Consider the following 18,119-nt stretch of genomic DNA (forward strand, 5'->3'; position numbering starts at 1 on the left):
GGGGCGTGCGGCCAGCGGCTACTTGCTGACCGTCACGTAGAACGCCGGCGAGGTCCGTCCGTCGATCGAGACCACCAGGGGCAGGGAACTCGAGACCGGTGTTGATGTCGACAGCGAGAACTGCACCAGATAGCTGCCCAGCACGGCGGGATTCACGATCACGGACTGTACGCTGTGATCGGCGATCCCAGGGGAAGTCACCGTGATCCGGCTGGGATCGATGGCCGAAACGCCGTCGCCCAGGTTCAGCACCAGCAACTGCAGCGTGTCGCCCGGATGGGCACCAGCCGAAGCGGCCACCATGGTGCCGAGAATCGATTGCACCGCCAAAATGCTAGGCGGCTGCTGATCCACTTGCACCACTGTGGGCAACGCGCTGACGCCGTCCACAACCAGTTTCACGATGGCCGGACCCAGCGGGAAGCCGTCGGGAATCTGTACCGTAATCGTATTATTCGGAGTGACGTAAGCTTGCGCGATCCGGTCGTTGCCTGTGCGGTCAGTCAGCACAGCCGTGACCGTCGTCGGTCTCGCATTCGCGAGATTGACCATCGGGAGCACGGCCTGCCCGCCGGAGTAGATGCCACCCGTCATCGCGGATGCGGCCACGTACAGGGGCTTGGAGTTCGGCAGAATCTGGAACCCGCCAGTCACATTGCTCAGCAACAGGCCGCTGCTCACCGTGAGCGCTGCCGGACCCGCCGTCGCCTGCGGGGAAATGGTGATCGTGGCCACCGCTTTGGTCCCATTCATCGTGTAGACCTGGCGTACCGTCACATCGCTCGAACCAATGCCCAAGCTGGGCAGCCAGTTGTCGAAACTGGTGTTCACGCCATTGATTTCGACGATCGTCTCAGTGCCCGCGGGGACTGCGGTGGGTGCCACGTTGATCTGGGCAAGTGCCGGTGTGTCATACACATAGGCAGGAGAGTCGACGCCGTAGATGAACAGCGAGCTCTGGCCGTCGGGATTGAAAGCCGCCAACACTGCACGGTAGCCGGCCTGCGCCGGCGGCGGAGCGATGACCAGCTTGCCATCCTGGGCCGATACAATCTTCGCACTCACGCCATCCACCCAAACCGTTGTCGAGGCGCCCAGGTTGGCGCCGGTCAGGGTGAGAGTCCTGTCGGCATTCTGGGTCACGCTTTGGATGGCCGGCGGCAGTTGCTGCATAAACTGGACGCCTGAGGGAAGAATATAGCTCTCCCCGTTGTAGTCGAAGCGAAGATGACGGGGGCCCTCGGACGAGGCGGGATTCAACCGCAGGTCGGCGATGAGGAACTGCGAGGTGTACGGCGACGTAGTGACCGTTTCGAACCCGTTGATGGACGAGACGGTGAGGCCCACTCCATTCATCGGCAACCCATTGCCGGCTAGAACAGTGCGGCCGATCGTCTTGCCCAACAGCAGCGTCGCCGGCTTAACCGCCGTGTACTTGCTGTTGTTCTCGCCGTAGTAGAAGTAGCTGTAAGTCTGTACGCCGAAGAGGGTTACACTGGGTCGCGGATTCACTGCGACGTTCACGCCATCGGTCGACTGGCCGGCGGCCACCTGATAGGGCTGCTGCGGGTTGGAGGTGCCGGGCGCGAAAGCGAGGTCGAAGGCGCCCACCGGCATCAGGGACCCGGAAGGATCCGTCGGCAGAATCACGTTGACGGGCTGGATCTCGCCCTGGACGGCTGGCGGCAGGCTATGCGCGTAGACATAGTAGGTGCCGGCCGGCACGCCCTCAATCCGGTAAGTTCCGTCGGGATACGTCAAGGCGCTGATGGCCTGGCGGTTCGGAGCCAGGGCGACGACCGAAGCCAGATTCACGCCGGCTCCGCCCATGCTCACGCGGCCCGTGATCACGCCTGTGGTCGCTTTAAACTTGTCGTTGGGGTACAGGACCGAGATGCCCGCTATGTCATCCAACCCGAGCGGCTTGCTCTTGGTCGTGGTGCGCGTCACTTCGGTCGACATCACGCTGGAGGTCCAGGTGTGTTGCAGGCCGAGCGTATGTCCAAACTCGTGGACGACCGGCAGGAAGAACGATTCGGCCCAACTCGGACGGTCGGCCGACATGGATTTGCGCAGCATCAGGACAGCGCCGGTGATCGGGTAGAACGGCCCGTTGGGGCTCTGCACCGCATCATTGGCGATGGTCGGGACGCCGTAAGCGATCATCCCTGGAGGAATCTCGTCGGAGAACTGCACCTGGATGCCCGGTGCGTTCATCTGTGTCCCCGCCGTGAAGAGCCCGCCGAAGGAGAGTTTGATGTCGGACGTGCCGACTCCGTTCCAGACAGCCGCGGCGGAGCGGATCTGGCTGATGACGGCCGCAAAACTGTCTCCGCTGGCCATCTGAGTCGGGCCATTGTCAGAGATAAAGAACGGAACCGTCTTGTTTTGTAGAGCGTTCAGGTCGTAGTGCGCGTAGACCGGGGTATAAGGAGCGCCGCCCGCCTGGAACCGGACCCAATGGTAGTAGGCCGGTGCCAACGTACCGAAGATCAGGGCCAAACCCGCCGCTGCCGCCCAACTCCGCATTCTCATCGGGTCACCGCCTGGCGCGCCCGTAACCGCAGGTTGCTCAAGCTCAGCTTGAGCCCCGAGTCGGTGCTGGGTTGACCATTGGCATCAACCACTTGCGCGTCTTCGATGGGCCCGCGCAACAGCACCGCCTCCGCAGTGGTTGCGCTCATTCGAACAGAAAGGACACCCTGGCTCAAACCGATGATGTACGGCGTGCCGCTGGGGCTCACCCAGACAAACACGACATACTCCCCACCCACTTCCAGGGCAGGGGCGCCAGCAATGCTCTGCCGCCGGCCATTGATCACTCCGCCGGGCACATAGACTTCCGTCGTCGAGGTGGTGGAAACGCCCTTGATCCATTCCGCCACCTGGACACGGTAGACGGTATAGATCAGGCTGCCGCGCTGGACCGGAGCCGCGGAAAGAACCTTGCCGCGCACAATGGACGTCGACTTCTCGACCATCTGATCGACGGTCAGCCGTTCCAGCGTCGTGGCGCCCAAGCCGGTGGCCACAAGCAGAGCCAACACGGATTGGAGAATTCTTGCCATAGGTTACGTCTCACTACCAGCAAGCCACATGCCAACGGGTAGATCAATCAAATCAATTGCTTAGGAGAGGCCTTCCCAGGCACCTGAGTCTGGAGGACACAGCGGGCGGGCCAGCTTGTCTCAACTTTGGACGGCTATGCGCCATCCTGGACCACCAGCACCGGAACACCGACAGCGTGGCGGACCTCGTTGATGGTGGCTCCAAAGACCAGATCCTTCAAGCCTTTATGGCCGTGCGCGCCCATTACGATGAGATCGGGTTTGCATTCCCGCGAGAAGCGGACAATGGCCGACTTCGGGTCGGTCGCATGCACAACGGTCAGCTCCACTTCCAACCCCAGTTGCTCCACTGAAGACCTGAGTTGCATGAAATACTCACGGCCTTTCTCCACCTCGGCCGTCTCCGCCAGGGCGCCATAGACCTGGCTGGTGACACCTTCTTCCACGTGCAGCAGGTGGACTTTGGCGTGATGGGCTTTGGCCAGCGCCGTGGCATGAGACAGCGCGACACGGTCGAGGCGGGAATGGTCCAGGGGGACCAGGATATTGCGGTACACCGGCGGCTTCAGCAGGTCGAGCGAAGCCTCCGGCAATTGGACGGAGGAGCCTTGGCGGAACGGGGCAAAGGCAACCCAGCCCAACAAGCCCACCAAGCCCAGGGCGAGGGGCAGCGAGATGTACCAGGGCCAATCCTGCAAGGTATTCCAAGCCAGCCAGAGGTTCAATCCAATAATGATCACCGCGCACGACCAGGCAAGGGCTTTCACCCAGCCGGGGCTCGTGAAATTCCCCATCTGCCGCTTGTCCGAGGTGAAGCGGATGAGCGGAATCACCGCGAACGGCAGTTGCAGGCTGAGCACCACCTGGCTCAGAATCAACAACTTATAGGCGCCATGGTCGCCGGTCCACCAGATGGTGAAGACCGCGGGCACAACGGCTGCCGAGCGCGTGATGAAGCGCCGCAGCCAGGGCCGCATGCGGAAGTCGAGAAAGCCCTCCATCACGATCTGGCCGGCCATGGTGCCGGTGATGGTCGAGGACTGGCCGGAGCAGATGAGCGCCACCGCAAAGACTACACCCGCGACGGTCGTGCCCAACAGCGGAGCCAGCATCTGGTGGGCCTGTTGGATTTCGGTCACCACGACGCCGTTCTTAAAGAAGGTAGCCGCCGCCATGATGAGGATCGCCGCGTTCACCAGCAACGCGCCATTCAGCGCGACGACGGAGTCGATCAGGTTGTATTTGCAGGCGGAGCGCTTGTCCCGATCGCGTTTGCCGATCGTGCGTGTCTGCACCAGTGACGAATGCAGATAGAGATTGTGGGGCATCACCGTCGCCCCCAGAATGCCGATGGCGACGTAGAGGCTCTGGTCATTTAGGCGCGGGATCAAACCCAACGCGACTTCGTGGAAATTCGGCTTGGCCAGCAGGACCTCAAACAGGAAGCAGCCGCCGATGATGGTGACAAAGGCGAGGATGATGCTCTCAATCACCCGGATGCCGTAGCGGTTGAACCACAGGACGAGGAGGGTATCCAGGGTGGAAAGCAGCACGCCTGCAATCAACGGCAGTTTGAACAGCAGGCTGAGGCCGATGGCCGCGCCCAGCAGTTCGGCCAGGTCACAGGCGGCGATGGCAATCTCACACAGGATCCAGAGGGCATACGAAATGCGCTTGGGATACGCCTCGCGGCAAGCTTGGGCCAAGTCCCGGCCGGTGACGATCCCGAGCCGTGCACTGAGGGTCTGCAGCAGGATCGCCATCGCGTTCGACAGCAACAGTACCCACAGCAACTGATAGCCGAAGCGGGCGCCGCCTTCGATGTCCGTTGCCCAATTGCCCGGATCCATGTAGCCCACGCTGACCAGGTAGGCCGGTCCTGCAAAGGCGAACATGCGCCGCCAAATCGACGGGTGCGCCGTCGTGACCGATGAATGAACTTCAGAGAGAGACTGTGTCCCGGACGAGTCCATGATGAAATTTAGTCTAGCCTAAAACTAACCTCCACGCAGCAGGCACGTTACCGCTTGCGTTTGGAAATAACCAGCGCGGCCAGCGCCGCCAGCAGCGACCCGAAGGACAGCGCGCCCCCCAAAATGACGCTCATGGGACGGTAAACGAACTCGATGTTATGTGTGCCGCTGTCGCAGACGACGCCTCGGACCAGGCCATCCACCTCATGGATGGGTGTTGTCTTGCCATCCACTTTCGCCACCCAGCCGGGGAAATAGGTATCGGCCAGGACGACCATTCCGCGGCAGCGCAAAGTCGCGGCCAGTTCGATACGGCCGGAGTTGTAGGAACGAACCCAGACTTCATCCTCGCCGCCGCACTCGGCCACCTGCGGCGGGGCCTCGAAAACAAAGGCCTTCCTGCCCAGGTCCGGAGACAACTTGTTCAGTTCGGCCAGAGTTTGAGTCCGGTCGGTCAACTGGGTAACCTGATGCACGGCGAAGGCGCGCGGCAGCACGTCCGGGTTGTGGAAGACCTTCAGGCCGGAGGAGCCGGTGAAGACCTCGTCCTTTTGAAATTGCGTTGGAGCTTTGCCCACTGCGTACGAGATGCCCATCAGGCGCTTCACCACGGGTTCGTGCGTTCCGAGATTCTGGACGTTCTGGGTCAGGCTGGCGAGGTAGCCGCCTGCCTGCGGAATGCCGTACCAGTCGCCAAAATTGTAGGCGATCGCCTCGCTGTCGATGTCGACTCGGGGCAGTCCCGGCTGCTGACGCAGGAAGCGGGCGATGTCGCCGTGCTCCCGCATCGAGTTCAGCCGGGCCATGCGTTCCTTTTCAAACACATGCGGCTGATAGAAACTGTTCTGGCTGCTGACCTCCACCACGAAAAGGAGCAACGCGCAGAGTGCGGCGGCACGCCAGCCGATCTGTTGCTGGCGCAGGCCCTGCAGCCACAGGGCGAGCAGCAGGGCGGCCAGCCCGGTCATCAGGCTGCGTTGTTCGCCGTTCGCGCCCGGCATCCCCTGGACACTGATCAGGGCGAAACGGGTAGCGAAGACAAGGACGCCCAAACCCACTGCGGTGAGGGCGGCGCGGCGCAGCCAGGGGCTGGCCTGTTCACTGAAAAGAGCATTCAAACCCAATGCCGAGAGGATGGAAGCTCCGAAGCCGAACAGGAAGATGGCCATCGAAGCGCTGCGCGCCTTGTCGACCACAGGCAGCAGGCTGTAGAGTAAGCCGTGCAGCGCGTTGTAGTTAGCCAGTGAGTAGAGCAACCCGCCCAGGGCGATGGCGGCGAACAGGCGCGTCTCCCAACGCTTCCAGACCAGCGCGATGGCCAGCAGGGCCAGGCAGAGCGCGGCGACGCCCACGAACGGATCGGAGTGAACGTTCCAGCCTGGAAAGATCACGCCCAGGAGGGCCGCCGGGTTCAGGCTGTACTGCATATGGACGGTGTAAGGAACCTTCTGGTCCCAGGTGACGACATCGGGCGCGCCCACCCAGCGGACCGAGAGTTTTCCATACTCCTGCGCCGGCAGAATCTGTACCGCGGCCGTCGACACCGCCAGGCCCCAGAAGAGGACAAACGCGGCGGCCCACTGGCGCGGATTCAGCCGCAACCGGGAGGACAGGAACCAGATCCACGAGGCGGCGCAGCTCAGTGAGACGAAGATGGGGATCTGGTGATGCCCGCTGAGCCAGGCCATGCCCAGGAAGAAGCCGGCCAGGATCGAGTGGACCCAGGGACGGCGGCCGCGCATCGCGCGGATCATATATAGATAGACCAGCGGCGCCCAGACGGCTCCGTTGATCATTTGAGGCCACTCCGTCACGCCCAGCCAGCCGGAGAGCGAGAAGACGGCGGCCCCAAAGACGGAGGCGGCGCGGCGGCACGAGAGTTCGCGGCACAGTTTGTAGGCGAACCAGGCCGCCATCAGGTGAATGATGACGAAGTACCAGTGGAGGTGGATCTGCTTGATCCAGCCGTCGCGCAGGGGCAGGGAAAAGAGGAGCCAATTCAGGGGGTAGGCAACCCCGGGCTGAGCCTGGGCCAGCAGCGGCTGTCCGCCGAACAGGTTGGGATCCCAAAGCGGGATGTGGCCTTTGTGCCATTCACCGGCCTCGAATTGGAACCACGGCAACACCTGCGAAGCCGTATCCTCGCCCCCCAGCCAGGTGTACTGATCAGTGAAAACCAGCCTCCAGTAGAAGCCGGTAATGACGGCGATGAGCAGCACAGCGGCGGCCCAGCGGCTCAAATCCGGGGCAGCACTGAATGGAAGTGGTGGTTCTGGATCAAGGTGGTGGTTTTCGGCCATGCCGCGGACTCCGGCGCGTCGGGGTAATTATAGCGAAATCAGTGAGTTGTGTTTTGGATGGCAGATTGCATATGGTGAAAATGAGGGCGAAGGAACCTCAGGCGATGAAACGCTGGTTGCTGGCACTGATCATACCGGGCATATTGCTCAGTGGAACCGCACTGGCTCAGCAGGAAGGCCCGCCTCCGGGGCAGCAGGAAGACGAAACGGCGGAAGGTCCAGGCCGGGGTGTGGCGCGCGTCAGCCTGCTGAATGGAGACGTATCGGTACGCCGTGGAGATTCCGGCGACTGGGTGGCGGCCGCGATCAACGCTCCGTTGCTGGCGGAAGATCGCGTGATGACGGGCCCGGGCGCCCGCGCCGAGGTTCAGCTCGACTTCTATAACCGGATCCGCCTGGCGGCCGATACGGAAATCCGTCTCTCGCAGTTGGACCAGGGACAGTATCAGATCCAGGTGGCTCGTGGCTTGGTCACCTTCAGCGCCTTGAAAGGCAGCGATGCCCAGATCGAGATCTCCACGCCGGGCGCCGCGTTGCGGCCGTTGGCCAACGGCAACTATCGCATCACGGTGAATCCTGACGGGATGGCCGAGTTTACGGTCCGGAGCGGGGAAGCCGACATCGCTTCCGTCAAGGGTGTGCAGCGCCTGCGTCCCGGCCGCACCATGCAGGTGCGTGGGGATGCGAACGACAGTGAGTATCAGTTGATTGGTGCGATTCCGAAGGACGATTGGGATCAGTTCAATGAGCAGCGGGATCGGGACCTGGCGCGTACCTCGAACAATACGTATCAGTACGTGAGCCGTGACGTGTACGGCGCCGAAGATCTGGATGGCTATGGGGAATGGGTGGATATCGCCCCCTATGGCTGGTCGTGGAGACCGTATGTGGCTCCCGGCTGGGCGCCCTATCGCTACGGCCGGTGGGGCTGGATGGATTACTACGGCTGGTCGTGGGTCAGCTACGATCCTTGGGGCTGGGCTCCTTATCACTATGGCCGCTGGTACAATGCCGGCGGACGCTGGTGCTGGTATCCGGGTGCGCGCGTGGGCGCCCGTCATTATTGGAGCCCTGCGCTGGTTGGGTTTGTGGGTTGGAACAGCTACGGCGGTTTCAATGCCGGCGTCGGCTTCGGGTGGGGCGCGGTGGGCTGGATCCCGCTGGCTCCGTTTGAGCCGGTGCATCGCTGGTGGGGCCGCGGTTACTACGGCAACTACCGCAATCCGGTCAATTTCTACAATCGGTCGACTTACGTGACGAACGTCAATGTGACGAACATCTACCGCAATTCGCGGATCGAGAACGGCGTCACGGTAGTGAATGGCAGCGACTTCAGCCGCGGCTATGCCGGACGGCCGATGCGCGCCGGGGCCGCGGAGTTGAGCCGCGCTGATATGGCGCGGGGCGCGGTGCCCGTGGCCCCGACACGGGAAAGCCTGCGGTGGAGCGACCGTGAAGTGAACTCCGGCTATGTCCAGGGCCGGGCGGCCTCTACAAACCAGGAGCGGTTCTACACCAGGAGGGCAGCTCCGCGAGTAGACCGGGTGCCCTTTGAGACGCAACGCCAGACGCTGGAACATGTTGCGACGCGTGGTATGGAATCGCGCTCGAATGCCGGACGGTCTGCAACGGCAGCGGAGCCCGCACGGGGCGGAGCGAACCAGGAGCCGCGGTCTGGCGCGGGGGAGGGTCGTGGTTGGCGGCAAACGACTGAGTCCAATGGCTCCGGCCAGAAGTCGCAGGGCGCCGGGAATGAGTGGCAGCGGTTTGGCGATCCGAGGATGAGCTCGCATACGGCGGCGGAAACCACGGGCGGCGCAAGCCGCACGGCGGAGCCCTCGAATACCCGGCCGGCGGAGCAGGAATCGAACCGGACCAATACGGGCGGGTGGCAGCGCTTTGGGGATCCGGGCAGCCGGACGGGTGCAGCGCGTTCCGAGCAGTCGACGGGCCGGACTTCAGACTCTGGCGGTGCGTCGCGCAGCACGGATTCGTCGAGACAGGCCTCGCCGTCACCACGTTGGTCGACGGGCGGCGGATCGACGCGGACAGAATCGCCCAGGGCGGATACGCCTCGGAACAGTGATCCGGGCCGGTCGTCCGGCGGTGGAGCCCGTAGTGAATCGCCCCGGGTGGAGACCGCACGGCCCTCGAGCGGCGGCGGTGGTGGACGGAGCGAGTCGCCGCGCACGGAAGCTCCTCGCAGCGCGCCGTCTTCGTCAGGGGATCGCGGCGGTGGCGAATCCAGGCAGGCTTCGCCCAGCCGGAGCGGCGGTAAGGGCAACTCCGATTCCGAACCGATGGCGAGCGGCAACTCGGCCTTCGGATCTGGCTCGACGGCGGTAGCCGGAGGCGGGTCGTTTAGCGGGAACAGCGGCGGCTTCGGGATGAGCTCGACACCCCGTTCCGAAGCGGAGCCGCAGAGTAGCGGCTTTAGCGGGAACAGCGGCGGGTTTGGGTCGGGTGCGACTCGGCAGTCGATGGACAACTCCAGCGCTTATAGTGGCAACAGCGGCGGGTTTGGCATGGGGTCGATGCGGCAGTCGTCGAGTTCGCCCAGCTTCGGTTCGTCCCGCGGCGGCAGCAGCACCTCGCATAGCGGCGGCGGGTTCAGCGGAAACAGCGGCAGCTTTGGCCGGAGCAGCGGCGGAGGCGGGGGCATTTCCCGGAGCAGTGGTGGTGGAGGCGGCGGACGCAGTGGCGGCGGCGGCCGTGGCCGGTAGATTTTAATCAGACTGATTGCGAGATTCCCTCAGGGGCCGGCGGCGGGCGCAACCTGCGGGACCGGCCCATTTTTTTTTGGTTGCTGATTCTGTCCGTCTAGGCCAAGGTCCTTTCGGAGGCGGGCCCATCCTGGGCGATCTCCGTCTATCGTTAGTTGACATAATAACGTTTATCGGAAGTTGAGTATCAAGTGGGATAGCCCCTACTCACTTCGTAGAGTTTCGGCCGGATCGATCCTGGACGCACGGAGGGCTGGGGGGAGTCCGGCGGCTGCGGCGGTTGCGGCTAGGATCAGGATGGGTGCCGCTAGCGACGCCGGGTCTGTCCCCTTTACGTTGAACAGCAGCTTCTCGATCAGCCTTGAACTCGCTATTCCGGCTAACAGCCCGGCTGCTCCTCCCAGCGTCAGCATCCACGCCGCGCTGCCGGTGACCGATTTCACTACTTCACCCGTTTGGGCTCCTAAGGTGATGCGGATGCCGATCTCGCGGCGCTGCAGCGTTACCGATGAGTTCAGGGTGCCGTAGAGGCCGATGGCCGCCAGCACCAGCGCGATCAGCGCGAAGAACGCTGACAGACTGGCCAGCAGCCGTTCACGCACCAGGTGCCAGCGCACGAAGTTCTCCTGGACTTCGATGTTGCGGACCCGCAGGCCGGAGGACGCACCCTGAAGGGCTCGCCGCAGGCCCGGTGCCTGGGCCAACGGGTCGGACGCCGTCCGGACCAGCAGCGCCGCGTTGTCTCGCGAGCCTATGGGGACAAAAACTGTCGGGCGAAGGGGTTCCCGCAGATCGCCATACGCCGTGTCCCGAACGACCCCGATGATCTCCACCGGCACGCGTTTGTCCTTACCCTGCAACATATGGACGACTTGGCCCGTCGCGTTGGCACCATGGAAATAGACGCGGGCGAACATTTCATTCACGATGCCGGTCCCAGCGACAACCTGACCTGCTTCGTCCAGGCGGGGCGCCTCGTCGCCCGGGCGGAAATCCCTGCCGCTGATCATGCCTATGCGCATGGTGTCGAAGAAACCAGGGCTGACACCCAGGAAGTAGGGCGATTTTCTGTTGTCGTCCGCACGGCCCGGCACGCGGACGGCCGCCGTCCAGTGGTTTTGCGAGAGCAGCGGCCAGCCTGCGGCCGTGGCGGAAACGACGCCCGGCTGCTCGCGGAGCCGGCCGGCGGCCTGCGCCCAATCCTGGCGCGTGGCGGCACTCGTGTTCAACACCAGTACATGCTCGGGCGAGAAGCCAAGGGGCAGGTTCGAGAGTTTCTGGAACGTGGCGGCAAAGAGCCCGGCGATGAATAACACCAACACGCTGAACGCCGCCTGGGCCGCCAGCAGCGTGTTCATCGCCGGCCGCCGCGTTTGCGTGGCCCGGATGCCTTTGAGTGCCTGGATGGGATCGGCCGCGGAGGCACGCAATGCCGGAATGAGACCGAACAATACACTGACGGCCAGCGCCAAGGCGAGACTGAACGCGAAGTCCCTCCACCCGGTATGCAGGACCATGCGCACCGGATCGGCCGGAACCCGCAACAGGCCCGTGACGGCGGGTGCACCCCATTCGGCGAAAAGCAGCCCCAGGCCGGCGGCAGCCACGGCGATCATCAAACTCTCGATGAGCAGCAGTTGCAACAACCGGCCGCGGCCGGCTCCGATGGAAACCCGCAACGCCAATTCCCTGGCCCGGGCTTCCGCCTGGGCCATCAGCAGGCCGGCGACGTTGGCGCAGGCCACCAACAGGACGAGCACTACCAGCGTGCTGAGAATGAGCAGCGGCCGCCGGTATTGCCTCTGCAGATGAGACGCGCCGGCGGCGGCGGGCTGCAGGAGAACCCGCTGGTTGAGCATGTTGTCGATGACACTCTGCGGTGTCCCGGTGTGGAGGGTCTTGATACGCTCCTGCTGCTCCGCGGCGAAAACCTGTTGCAGCGGCTGCCGGATCTGTTCGGCGGTCAAGCCCGGACGCGGACGAAGCCAGGTTCGGAACCAGCTCCAGCCGGGCTGTTCAAGGCTGTACGTTCATGGTCGCGGGGACAAAGAGATCAGTGACTTCGCCGGGTTCGGTGCCGGTGAAGCCCTCCGGGGCGACCCCGATGATTTCGTACTGCCCGCCGGCCATGCGGAAGGTGTTGCCGACGGCTTTCGGATCGCGCGAAAAGCGGCGGGTCCAATAATCGTACGAGATCACCACTACCGGGCCCGCGCCAGGGGCTCGATCATCGTCCGGCATCAGCAACCGGCCCGCTGCCGGCTGTAGCCCCATGATGGTGAAGAAGTTGCCGGAGACGAACTGGCGCCATGCCTTTTCCGCATCCTGGTCCGCGCCGAACTGGAGGTCCTGGCGTGAGGTCATTCCGACCACCATGAGATCCGCCTGATTCTTCAGGGTTTCTCGGTAGCGGAGGAAGGTGGGATAGTCGAAATCGTCCATCGTGTCCGGACGGCCCTCGCGGTCAACAAAGGTGGTCTCGAGGTAGAAGAGCCGGTTCGGTTCGGAGACGGGCAAGTTCCTCAGGAAGAGAGCGTCCACCAGACGGAATGATGTGGTGGTCGCGCCGGCGGCCAAGGCGAGCGACAGGATCGCGGCGGTGCTTGCCAGGGGGTGCTTCTTCAGTTGCCGCCAGCCAAAGACGATGTCCGACCCGATGGCGGATATCGCCGGAAGTCCGAACTGGTCGCGGTACGATTCCTTGACGGATTCGATGGGGCCGAAGTCGATTCGGGCCTGCCGGCGGGCTTCCTCCGGAGACAGGCCGCTGAGGATGTAGTCCTCGGTCGACTCTTCGAGGTGAGCCTCGAATTCCCGGCGCATGCGCTGCTCCTGGCGGTGAGCGGACAGGAACCCGGAGACGCGAGAGAACCAGCGGCGGAGCGGCCTCATGACAGGTCTCCGGCCGTCACCTTACAGAAGCGGCTGATGATGGCCGCAGTCTGGTCCCAGTGTTCGGTCTCGGCCTGCAGTTGCCGGCGGCCGGCTTCGGTCAGTTCGTAGTAGCGGGCTTTGCGGTTGTTCTCCGACGTGCCCCAGGCGGAAGCGATTGCGCCTTCCTGTTCGAGTTTCAGGAGCAAGGGATAGAGTGTTCCCTGGTTGACGAAGAGCAACTCGCCGCTGATCTGGCTGATGCGGCGCGAGAGGCCGTAACCGTGCAGCGGCCCCAGGACTTCGAGTGTCTTGAGGACCATCAAGGCGAGGCTGCCTTGCGGAACGTCGGTCCGGTTTTGTGATTTCGGGTCTCCATTGGGTAACCAACAAGAAGCTTATTGCTTCTCTATTGGGAAAGCAACAGGAGACGTTGTAACAAGTTTCCGGCGAGCCGAACGGGCTATCCCAGCTGGCCGTTGAGCCGGGCGCGGAGCAAGCCTGGCACATCGCTGGCGTGTTTCACTTCAATCACTTCGCAGCCGGCGGCGCGGCCGCTGGCCATGCCCGGACCGGAATCCTCCAGCACGATGGCCGAGTTGACGCCTAGCCGCTGCATGGCGGTCAGGTAGGGTTCAGGATGTGGTTTAAGGTTCGTGACCTCGTCGCCGTAGACAGTGGCCTGGAAGCAGTCTAAGATCTTCTCTGCCTTCAAGATCGCGCTGATCTCTGATGTAGCACTGGAAGTAACGACAGCAAGTGGAATGCCGCTAAGATCTTGCAGCAGCGCTTTGGTCTCGTCCGAGACGATATTTCCGCTGGTCGCCCGTTCCGCAAATAGCTTTTTTTTCAATGGATAAGTGGGCCACAGTTCATCCAATGGCCGAGGTGGAATCGAGACTCGCCCCAGCGCTTCGAGGAAGGCTCGGTCCGAGATGCCGATGCAGTTGGCGCTGTAGGCTTCCCACGAGATGGAGACGCCCAGTAGTCTGCAGGGCCTCGTTCCAGCAGGCCCAGTGGAGCGGTTCAGTGTCAGCCAAAACCCCATCGAAATCGAAGAGGATAGCTTCTATTTGTGAATGCATTTCATGAAGCACTATTGGAAGCGGATCGACCGAGTCATCTGCTGGAAGACCGGCTCCAATTTCGCATAATCCGGTTCTGGGGCAACAAAGACCAGGTAGAAGAGCGACGTGCCCCGGTCGATGGTCACCACGATGTCAACTTCCCTGGTGCCCGCGTACGGCGAGTCCGAGCCGAGCTTGGTCACCAGCGCCTTGGATCCGCCGATGGTCACCTGTTGCGGCTGCTCGACCACTTTCATGCCCGCGTTCTGTTGCGCCATGCTTTGGAGCAGTTTTTGGGTGTCCTGCTGGAGATCCACTTTCTGACCCGAAGGCGCCTGGGCGAGGTTCACCATCACGCCGTATCCGATGAACGACTGGACGCGGCCTTCCGCCGGCGCCAGGGTGAGTGAGTTCTGTTCGGTGGTCTCCTGCCAGTTGGACGGGTAAGAAAGCGTGAGGCCGTTCGACTGGGCGGTTTTCATGGAGGACGAGACCGGGACGCTGGCCGGCTTTTGGGCGTTGGGCAACTGGGCAGGGGCCGTCGCACCTGCGCTGCTTCCCTGCCCCTTGGCGGCCTTCTTGGGGGCGGCCGGCAGTCCATCGACGAAGGCCTGCATGCGCTTCAGGTCGCCCATCTGGGAGCTGTAGGGGCCGCGGGCCATGTAGGGCAACTGGTCCTCGATCGCCTTGACGCGATTGCCCGGATTCGGGTGGTCGGACATGAACTGGGCGAACTTGCTGCTGCCGGACTTCCCCATTTCGGCTTCGAGCTTCTCGAAGAAGCGAGCCAGTTCCAGGGGGTTGTAGCCGGCTTTGGCCATGGTGTGCGCGCCGAGCAGATCGGCGTCACTTTCGGCGCCCCGGGAGAATTTCAGAAGCACGGAGTTGGCGCCGAGGCCGATGCCCAACTGGGCGAGCTGACCGGCCAGGGTTCCGCCAGCCACCGCGCCCGCGAGCATCGCCGGCAACTGAATGAGCTGGGCCTTGGAGGCCTGGTTCGTACCGTGACGCAGCACCACGTGAGAGAGCTCGTGGGCGAGCACGCCGGCGATCTGGGCTTCGTTATCGGCCGCCTTGATCAGGCCGGTGTGCACGAACATGGGTCCGCCGGGCAGAGCGAAGGCGTTGATGCTGGGTTCCTGCACCACTTTGAAGAAGTAGGGGTAGTCGTCCAGGCCGCCCTGTTTCACCAGGCGTTCGCCGATCTTGTTGATGTAGTCGGTCAGTTCCTTGTTCTGCACAACGGTCATCTGCTGCTCGACCTGTTGCGCGTACTCGCGGCCCATCTGGACATCCTGCTCTTTGCTGAAGAAGTTCGGCCAACTCGGCTTGGGTAACTTCCTTTGATTGGCAGCCAGTAGGACCACTGCGGTGAACAGGGATACAACCATCAAACGTCTACGCATCGGCACCCTCTCCTTTCGATGCTGGCATAATGATTCTATGACGCCTACAGAAAAAATATGGCACAACGGGCGCTTCATTGGCTGGGATGAAGCGAAGATTCACGTCCTGTCGCATGTCGTTAGCTACGGCAGCTCGGTATTCGAGGGTGTTCGTTGCTATGAGACTCAGAACGGACCTGCCATATTCCGACTTCGTGAGCACACCCGCCGCCTATTGGATTCAGCCAGGATCTACAGGGTTCCAGTCGACTTCTCTCTGGAACTTCTGGTTGAGGCTCAAATCGAGCTTGTACGCGTCAATAAGCTTCGTTCCTGCTACATCCGTCCCATTATCCTGCGCGGCTACGGCGGCGTGGGGGTGCTGCCCGTGAACAATCCCACGGAGGTCTATCTGGCCTGCTGGGAATGGGGCAAGTACCTGGGCGAAGACGCCATGGCGCAGGGCGTGGATGTCTGCATCTCGTCCTGGAACCGGATTGCGCCCAACACCTTGCCAACACTGGCCAAGGCCGGCGCGAACTACATGAACTCGCAGTTGATCCGCATGGAGGCGCACCACAACGGGTACGCCGAAGGCATCGCGCTCGACAGCGAGGGCCGCGTGAGCGAAAGGCTCGGGTGAAAAATATCTTTCGTGATCCGCGACGGCAAGATTCACACGCCGCCGCTGGGCTCCAGCGTCCTGCCGGGCATCACACGGGACACCGTGGTGACTATCGCGCAGGATCTGGGCCTCCCGATCGTGGAGACCGTCATCCCCCGGGAGATGCTCTACATTGCCGACGAAGTGTTCTTCACGGGCACGGCCGCCGAGGTCACGCCCATCCGTTCGGTCGACCGCATCCAGATTGGCGCAGGCCATCGCGGACCGATCACGGAGAAGATCCAGCGGGCTTTCTTTGAGCTCGTCGAAGGCAAGTCGGAAGACAAGCACGGCTGGCTCACTCCGGTGCCCCAGCCCGTGGAAGCACAGTAGCCAAACATGATTCGGGCCGCGAACCCGATCCCAATGTCAACCTCCCCCGAGATTTTCTTTTGTGGACTTGGCTCGCGGCCGAACAGTCTTCACTCTAGTGGGTTCACCCCCCTTGTGGGAAGGCTTTTCCACCTGCCTCCGAACCCTTTTCAACAAGAAAATCCGCTTTTGTTTTCAGGTGGTTGCAGGAGCGGCCGTGTGGACAATCTGTGGATAATACAAAACAGCCATGAAATGTTCCGGGTTTGACGCCAACCGGGGCGCCGCTGTCGAGATCACGGGCAGCGCAGTCCTGCAGAGTGTGGAAGAGTTCGTCCGTACACCGGAGGGACTGAACCATGTGGCTCCGGGGTTTATCGACATCCAGGTGAACGGCTTCGCCGGGGTCGATTACTGCTCGCCCACCGCTTCGATGGAAGAGATCGGACGGTCGCTGGACCTGATCTTCTCGACGGGTACGACGCGCATCTTTCCTACCGTCATCACGGGCGGACGGGAGGAGATGCTGGGTGCGATCCGGAACCTTGCCAAGGCAAAGCGTAGTTTGAAGTACGGGCGAGCGCTGGAAGGCTTCCATATTGAAGGTCCGCACATTTCACCGCACGAAGGAGCACGGGGCGCGCATCCCCTGCGCCAGGTGCGGCCTCCGGACACGGAAGAGTTCGACCGCTGGCAGGACGCCGCGGAAGGCAACGTACGGCTGGTGACGGTATCGCCGGAGTGGCTCGAGGCTCCGAAATATATCGAACATGTCGTAGGCACGGGCGTGGTGGTGAGCATTGGTCACCTGGACGCCAACGCCGAACAGATCGATGCGGCGGTGCGTGCCGGAGCGACGCTTTCCACCCACCTGGGCAATGGCGCCCACGGCATGCTGCCGCGCCATCCGAACTATCTGTGGCACCAGATGGCTGACGACCGTCTGGCGGCTTCGTTCATTGTCGATGGGATTCATCTGGATAAGAGCTTTCTCACCGTGGCGTTGCGGTCGAAAGGACTGGAGCGCGCCATCCTGATCACCGACGCGGTGATGCCCGCGATGTGCGAGCCCGGACCTTACATGCTGGGCGAGGTGGAAGTGCAGTTGCACCCAGAGGGCAAAGTGACGCTGCGCGACGATACGAACCGCCTGGCGGGCAGCGCGCTGCGGATGGACGCCGGAGTCGGCAACCTGATGAAGATGTGCGGGGTGACGCTGAGCGAGGCGATCACCCTGGCCACCCGCAATCCGGCGCGAGTGGGGCGCGTGCCTTTGCGGCAGCGCGGCCTGCAGCCCGGTGAGCGGGCCGACGTGGTGGAGTATTCGTACGACAAAACGGCCAAGTCGATCCGGGTGTTGAAGACCTGGCTCGACGGAGAATTGGTTTTTTCGGCGTGATTCGGCTGGCTTGGAGTTTCGGGCTATTGGCGGCGGCGCAGGGGGTATTCCTCCTGTGGCGCGGATCGCCCATTGTTCGTTCGGACGTGGGACCTGGCGGGGACCTGCGCTATGGGCTGGCGGTGACACTGCTGGCCATCCCGGCCCTGCTGCTGATGCAGTATTTCCGGCTGCCATTGCTCGCCGGCGGCGTCTTCAGTGGCTTCTGGCTGTTGCTGATTGCCTTGCTGGTTTTGGAAGCCTTGGCGGGGAAGCCGCTTATCTATTAGGCGCGGCGTCGCGGATATTCGCCGGGGCGAGAGTCCGCATTAATTCGTCAAGCTGGATGAGGTCCGCCCGATCCTACTATTGACCGCT

At 62.8% G+C, this 18,119-nt stretch carries 12 protein-coding genes and 2 pseudogenes; 4 read left to right on the forward strand and 10 right to left on the reverse strand.

Going from position 1 to position 18,119, the window contains the following annotated elements; translation table 11 throughout:
• Positions 1 to 18: 18 nt before the first annotated feature.
• The 4 genes from IRI77_RS05725 to IRI77_RS05740 form a co-directional block, all read right to left on the reverse strand.
• Positions 19 to 2,535: a matrixin family metalloprotease gene (locus IRI77_RS05725; RefSeq protein WP_194451113.1), complete on the reverse strand. Its 2,517-nt coding sequence runs from the start codon at positions 2,533 to 2,535 to the stop codon at positions 19 to 21.
• Positions 2,532 to 3,068, reverse strand: coding sequence for a hypothetical protein (locus tag IRI77_RS05730; protein ID WP_194451114.1), 537 nt, complete (start codon positions 3,066 to 3,068; stop codon positions 2,532 to 2,534). The genes IRI77_RS05725 and IRI77_RS05730 overlap by 4 nt, the downstream gene beginning before the upstream one ends.
• A gap of 134 nt (positions 3,069 to 3,202) precedes the next feature.
• Entirely contained in the window at positions 3,203 to 5,041 is a 1,839-nt protein-coding gene (locus IRI77_RS05735) for an Nramp family divalent metal transporter (RefSeq protein WP_194451115.1), read from the reverse strand.
• A 47-nt stretch (positions 5,042 to 5,088) separates the two neighbouring features.
• Positions 5,089 to 7,281, reverse strand: a complete 2,193-nt coding sequence (locus IRI77_RS05740; protein WP_194451116.1) for a glycosyltransferase family protein — start codon at positions 7,279 to 7,281, stop codon at positions 5,089 to 5,091.
• 164 nt (positions 7,282 to 7,445) lie between these two features.
• On the opposite strand from IRI77_RS05740, the gene IRI77_RS05745 reads away from it, so the two are divergent.
• Complete coding sequence (locus tag IRI77_RS05745) at positions 7,446 to 10,064, forward strand: DUF6600 domain-containing protein (RefSeq protein ID WP_194451117.1); 2,619 nt, start codon at positions 7,446 to 7,448, stop codon at positions 10,062 to 10,064.
• A gap of 203 nt (positions 10,065 to 10,267) precedes the next feature.
• Here the strand turns inward: IRI77_RS05745 and IRI77_RS05750 are convergent, their stop codons facing one another.
• The 6 genes and pseudogenes from IRI77_RS05750 to IRI77_RS05775 all read right to left on the reverse strand — a co-directional run bounded on the left by IRI77_RS05750 (position 10,268) and on the right by IRI77_RS05775 (position 15,408).
• A complete protein-coding gene (locus IRI77_RS05750; protein WP_194451118.1) occupies positions 10,268 to 12,031 on the reverse strand; it encodes an FtsX-like permease family protein in 1,764 nt (587 codons plus the stop codon).
• Between the two features lie 49 nt (positions 12,032 to 12,080).
• Complete coding sequence (locus IRI77_RS05755) at positions 12,081 to 12,956, reverse strand: permease prefix domain 1-containing protein (RefSeq protein WP_194451119.1); 876 nt, start codon at positions 12,954 to 12,956, stop codon at positions 12,081 to 12,083.
• Positions 12,953 to 13,291 (reverse strand): annotated as a pseudogene (locus IRI77_RS05760) (PadR family transcriptional regulator); the annotation flags it as partial. The gene IRI77_RS05755 and the pseudogene IRI77_RS05760, both read right to left, overlap by 4 nt.
• Positions 13,292 to 13,398: 107 nt before the next feature.
• Entirely contained in the window at positions 13,399 to 13,908 is a 510-nt protein-coding gene (locus IRI77_RS05765) for an HAD family hydrolase (RefSeq protein ID WP_407674104.1), read from the reverse strand.
• Entirely contained in the window at positions 13,808 to 14,020 is a 213-nt protein-coding gene (locus IRI77_RS38560; protein WP_194451121.1) for an HAD hydrolase-like protein, read from the reverse strand. The genes IRI77_RS05765 and IRI77_RS38560 overlap by 101 nt, the downstream gene beginning before the upstream one ends.
• An 11-nt stretch (positions 14,021 to 14,031) precedes the next feature.
• Positions 14,032 to 15,408 (reverse strand): M48 family metallopeptidase, encoded by a 1,377-nt coding sequence (locus IRI77_RS05775; RefSeq protein WP_194451122.1) that lies wholly within the window; start codon positions 15,406 to 15,408, stop codon positions 14,032 to 14,034.
• Between the two features lie 37 nt (positions 15,409 to 15,445).
• On the opposite strand from IRI77_RS05775, the pseudogene IRI77_RS05780 reads away from it, so the two are divergent.
• The 3 genes and pseudogenes from IRI77_RS05780 to IRI77_RS05790 all read left to right on the forward strand — a co-directional run bounded on the left by IRI77_RS05780 (position 15,446) and on the right by IRI77_RS05790 (position 18,031).
• A pseudogene (locus tag IRI77_RS05780) lies at positions 15,446 to 16,384 on the forward strand (branched-chain amino acid transaminase).
• A 229-nt stretch (positions 16,385 to 16,613) separates the two neighbouring features.
• Positions 16,614 to 17,762, forward strand: a complete 1,149-nt coding sequence (locus tag IRI77_RS05785) for an N-acetylglucosamine-6-phosphate deacetylase (protein ID WP_194451123.1) — start codon at positions 16,614 to 16,616, stop codon at positions 17,760 to 17,762.
• Positions 17,759 to 18,031 carry a hypothetical protein gene (locus IRI77_RS05790; protein ID WP_194451124.1) on the forward strand — a complete coding sequence of 91 codons (273 nt, stop codon included), beginning with the start codon at positions 17,759 to 17,761 and terminating at the stop codon, positions 18,029 to 18,031. Before IRI77_RS05785 ends, IRI77_RS05790 begins: the two co-directional genes overlap by 4 nt.
• The last annotated feature ends 88 nt before the right edge of the window (positions 18,032 to 18,119 follow it).

Source organism: Paludibaculum fermentans (genome assembly GCF_015277775.1).
GTDB lineage: Bacteria > Acidobacteriota > Terriglobia > Bryobacterales > Bryobacteraceae > Paludibaculum > Paludibaculum fermentans.

Coding starts and splice junctions, on each gene's coding strand:
- IRI77_RS05745 (WP_194451117.1), top strand. CDS start 7,446: ATGAAACGCTGGTTGCTGGCACTGATCATACCGGGCATATTGCTCAGT.
- IRI77_RS05755 (WP_194451119.1), bottom strand. CDS start 12,956: ATGAGGCCGCTCCGCCGCTGGTTCTCTCGCGTCTCCGGGTTCCTGTCC.
- IRI77_RS38560 (WP_194451121.1), bottom strand. CDS start 14,020: ATGCATTCACAAATAGAAGCTATCCTCTTCGATTTCGATGGGGTTTTG.
- IRI77_RS05775 (WP_194451122.1), bottom strand. CDS start 15,408: ATGCGTAGACGTTTGATGGTTGTATCCCTGTTCACCGCAGTGGTCCTA.
- IRI77_RS05730 (WP_194451114.1), bottom strand. CDS start 3,068: ATGGCAAGAATTCTCCAATCCGTGTTGGCTCTGCTTGTGGCCACCGGC.
- IRI77_RS05725 (WP_194451113.1), bottom strand. CDS start 2,535: ATGAGAATGCGGAGTTGGGCGGCAGCGGCGGGTTTGGCCCTGATCTTC.
- IRI77_RS05735 (WP_194451115.1), bottom strand. CDS start 5,041: ATGGACTCGTCCGGGACACAGTCTCTCTCTGAAGTTCATTCATCGGTC.
- IRI77_RS05785 (WP_194451123.1), top strand. CDS start 16,614: ATGAAATGTTCCGGGTTTGACGCCAACCGGGGCGCCGCTGTCGAGATC.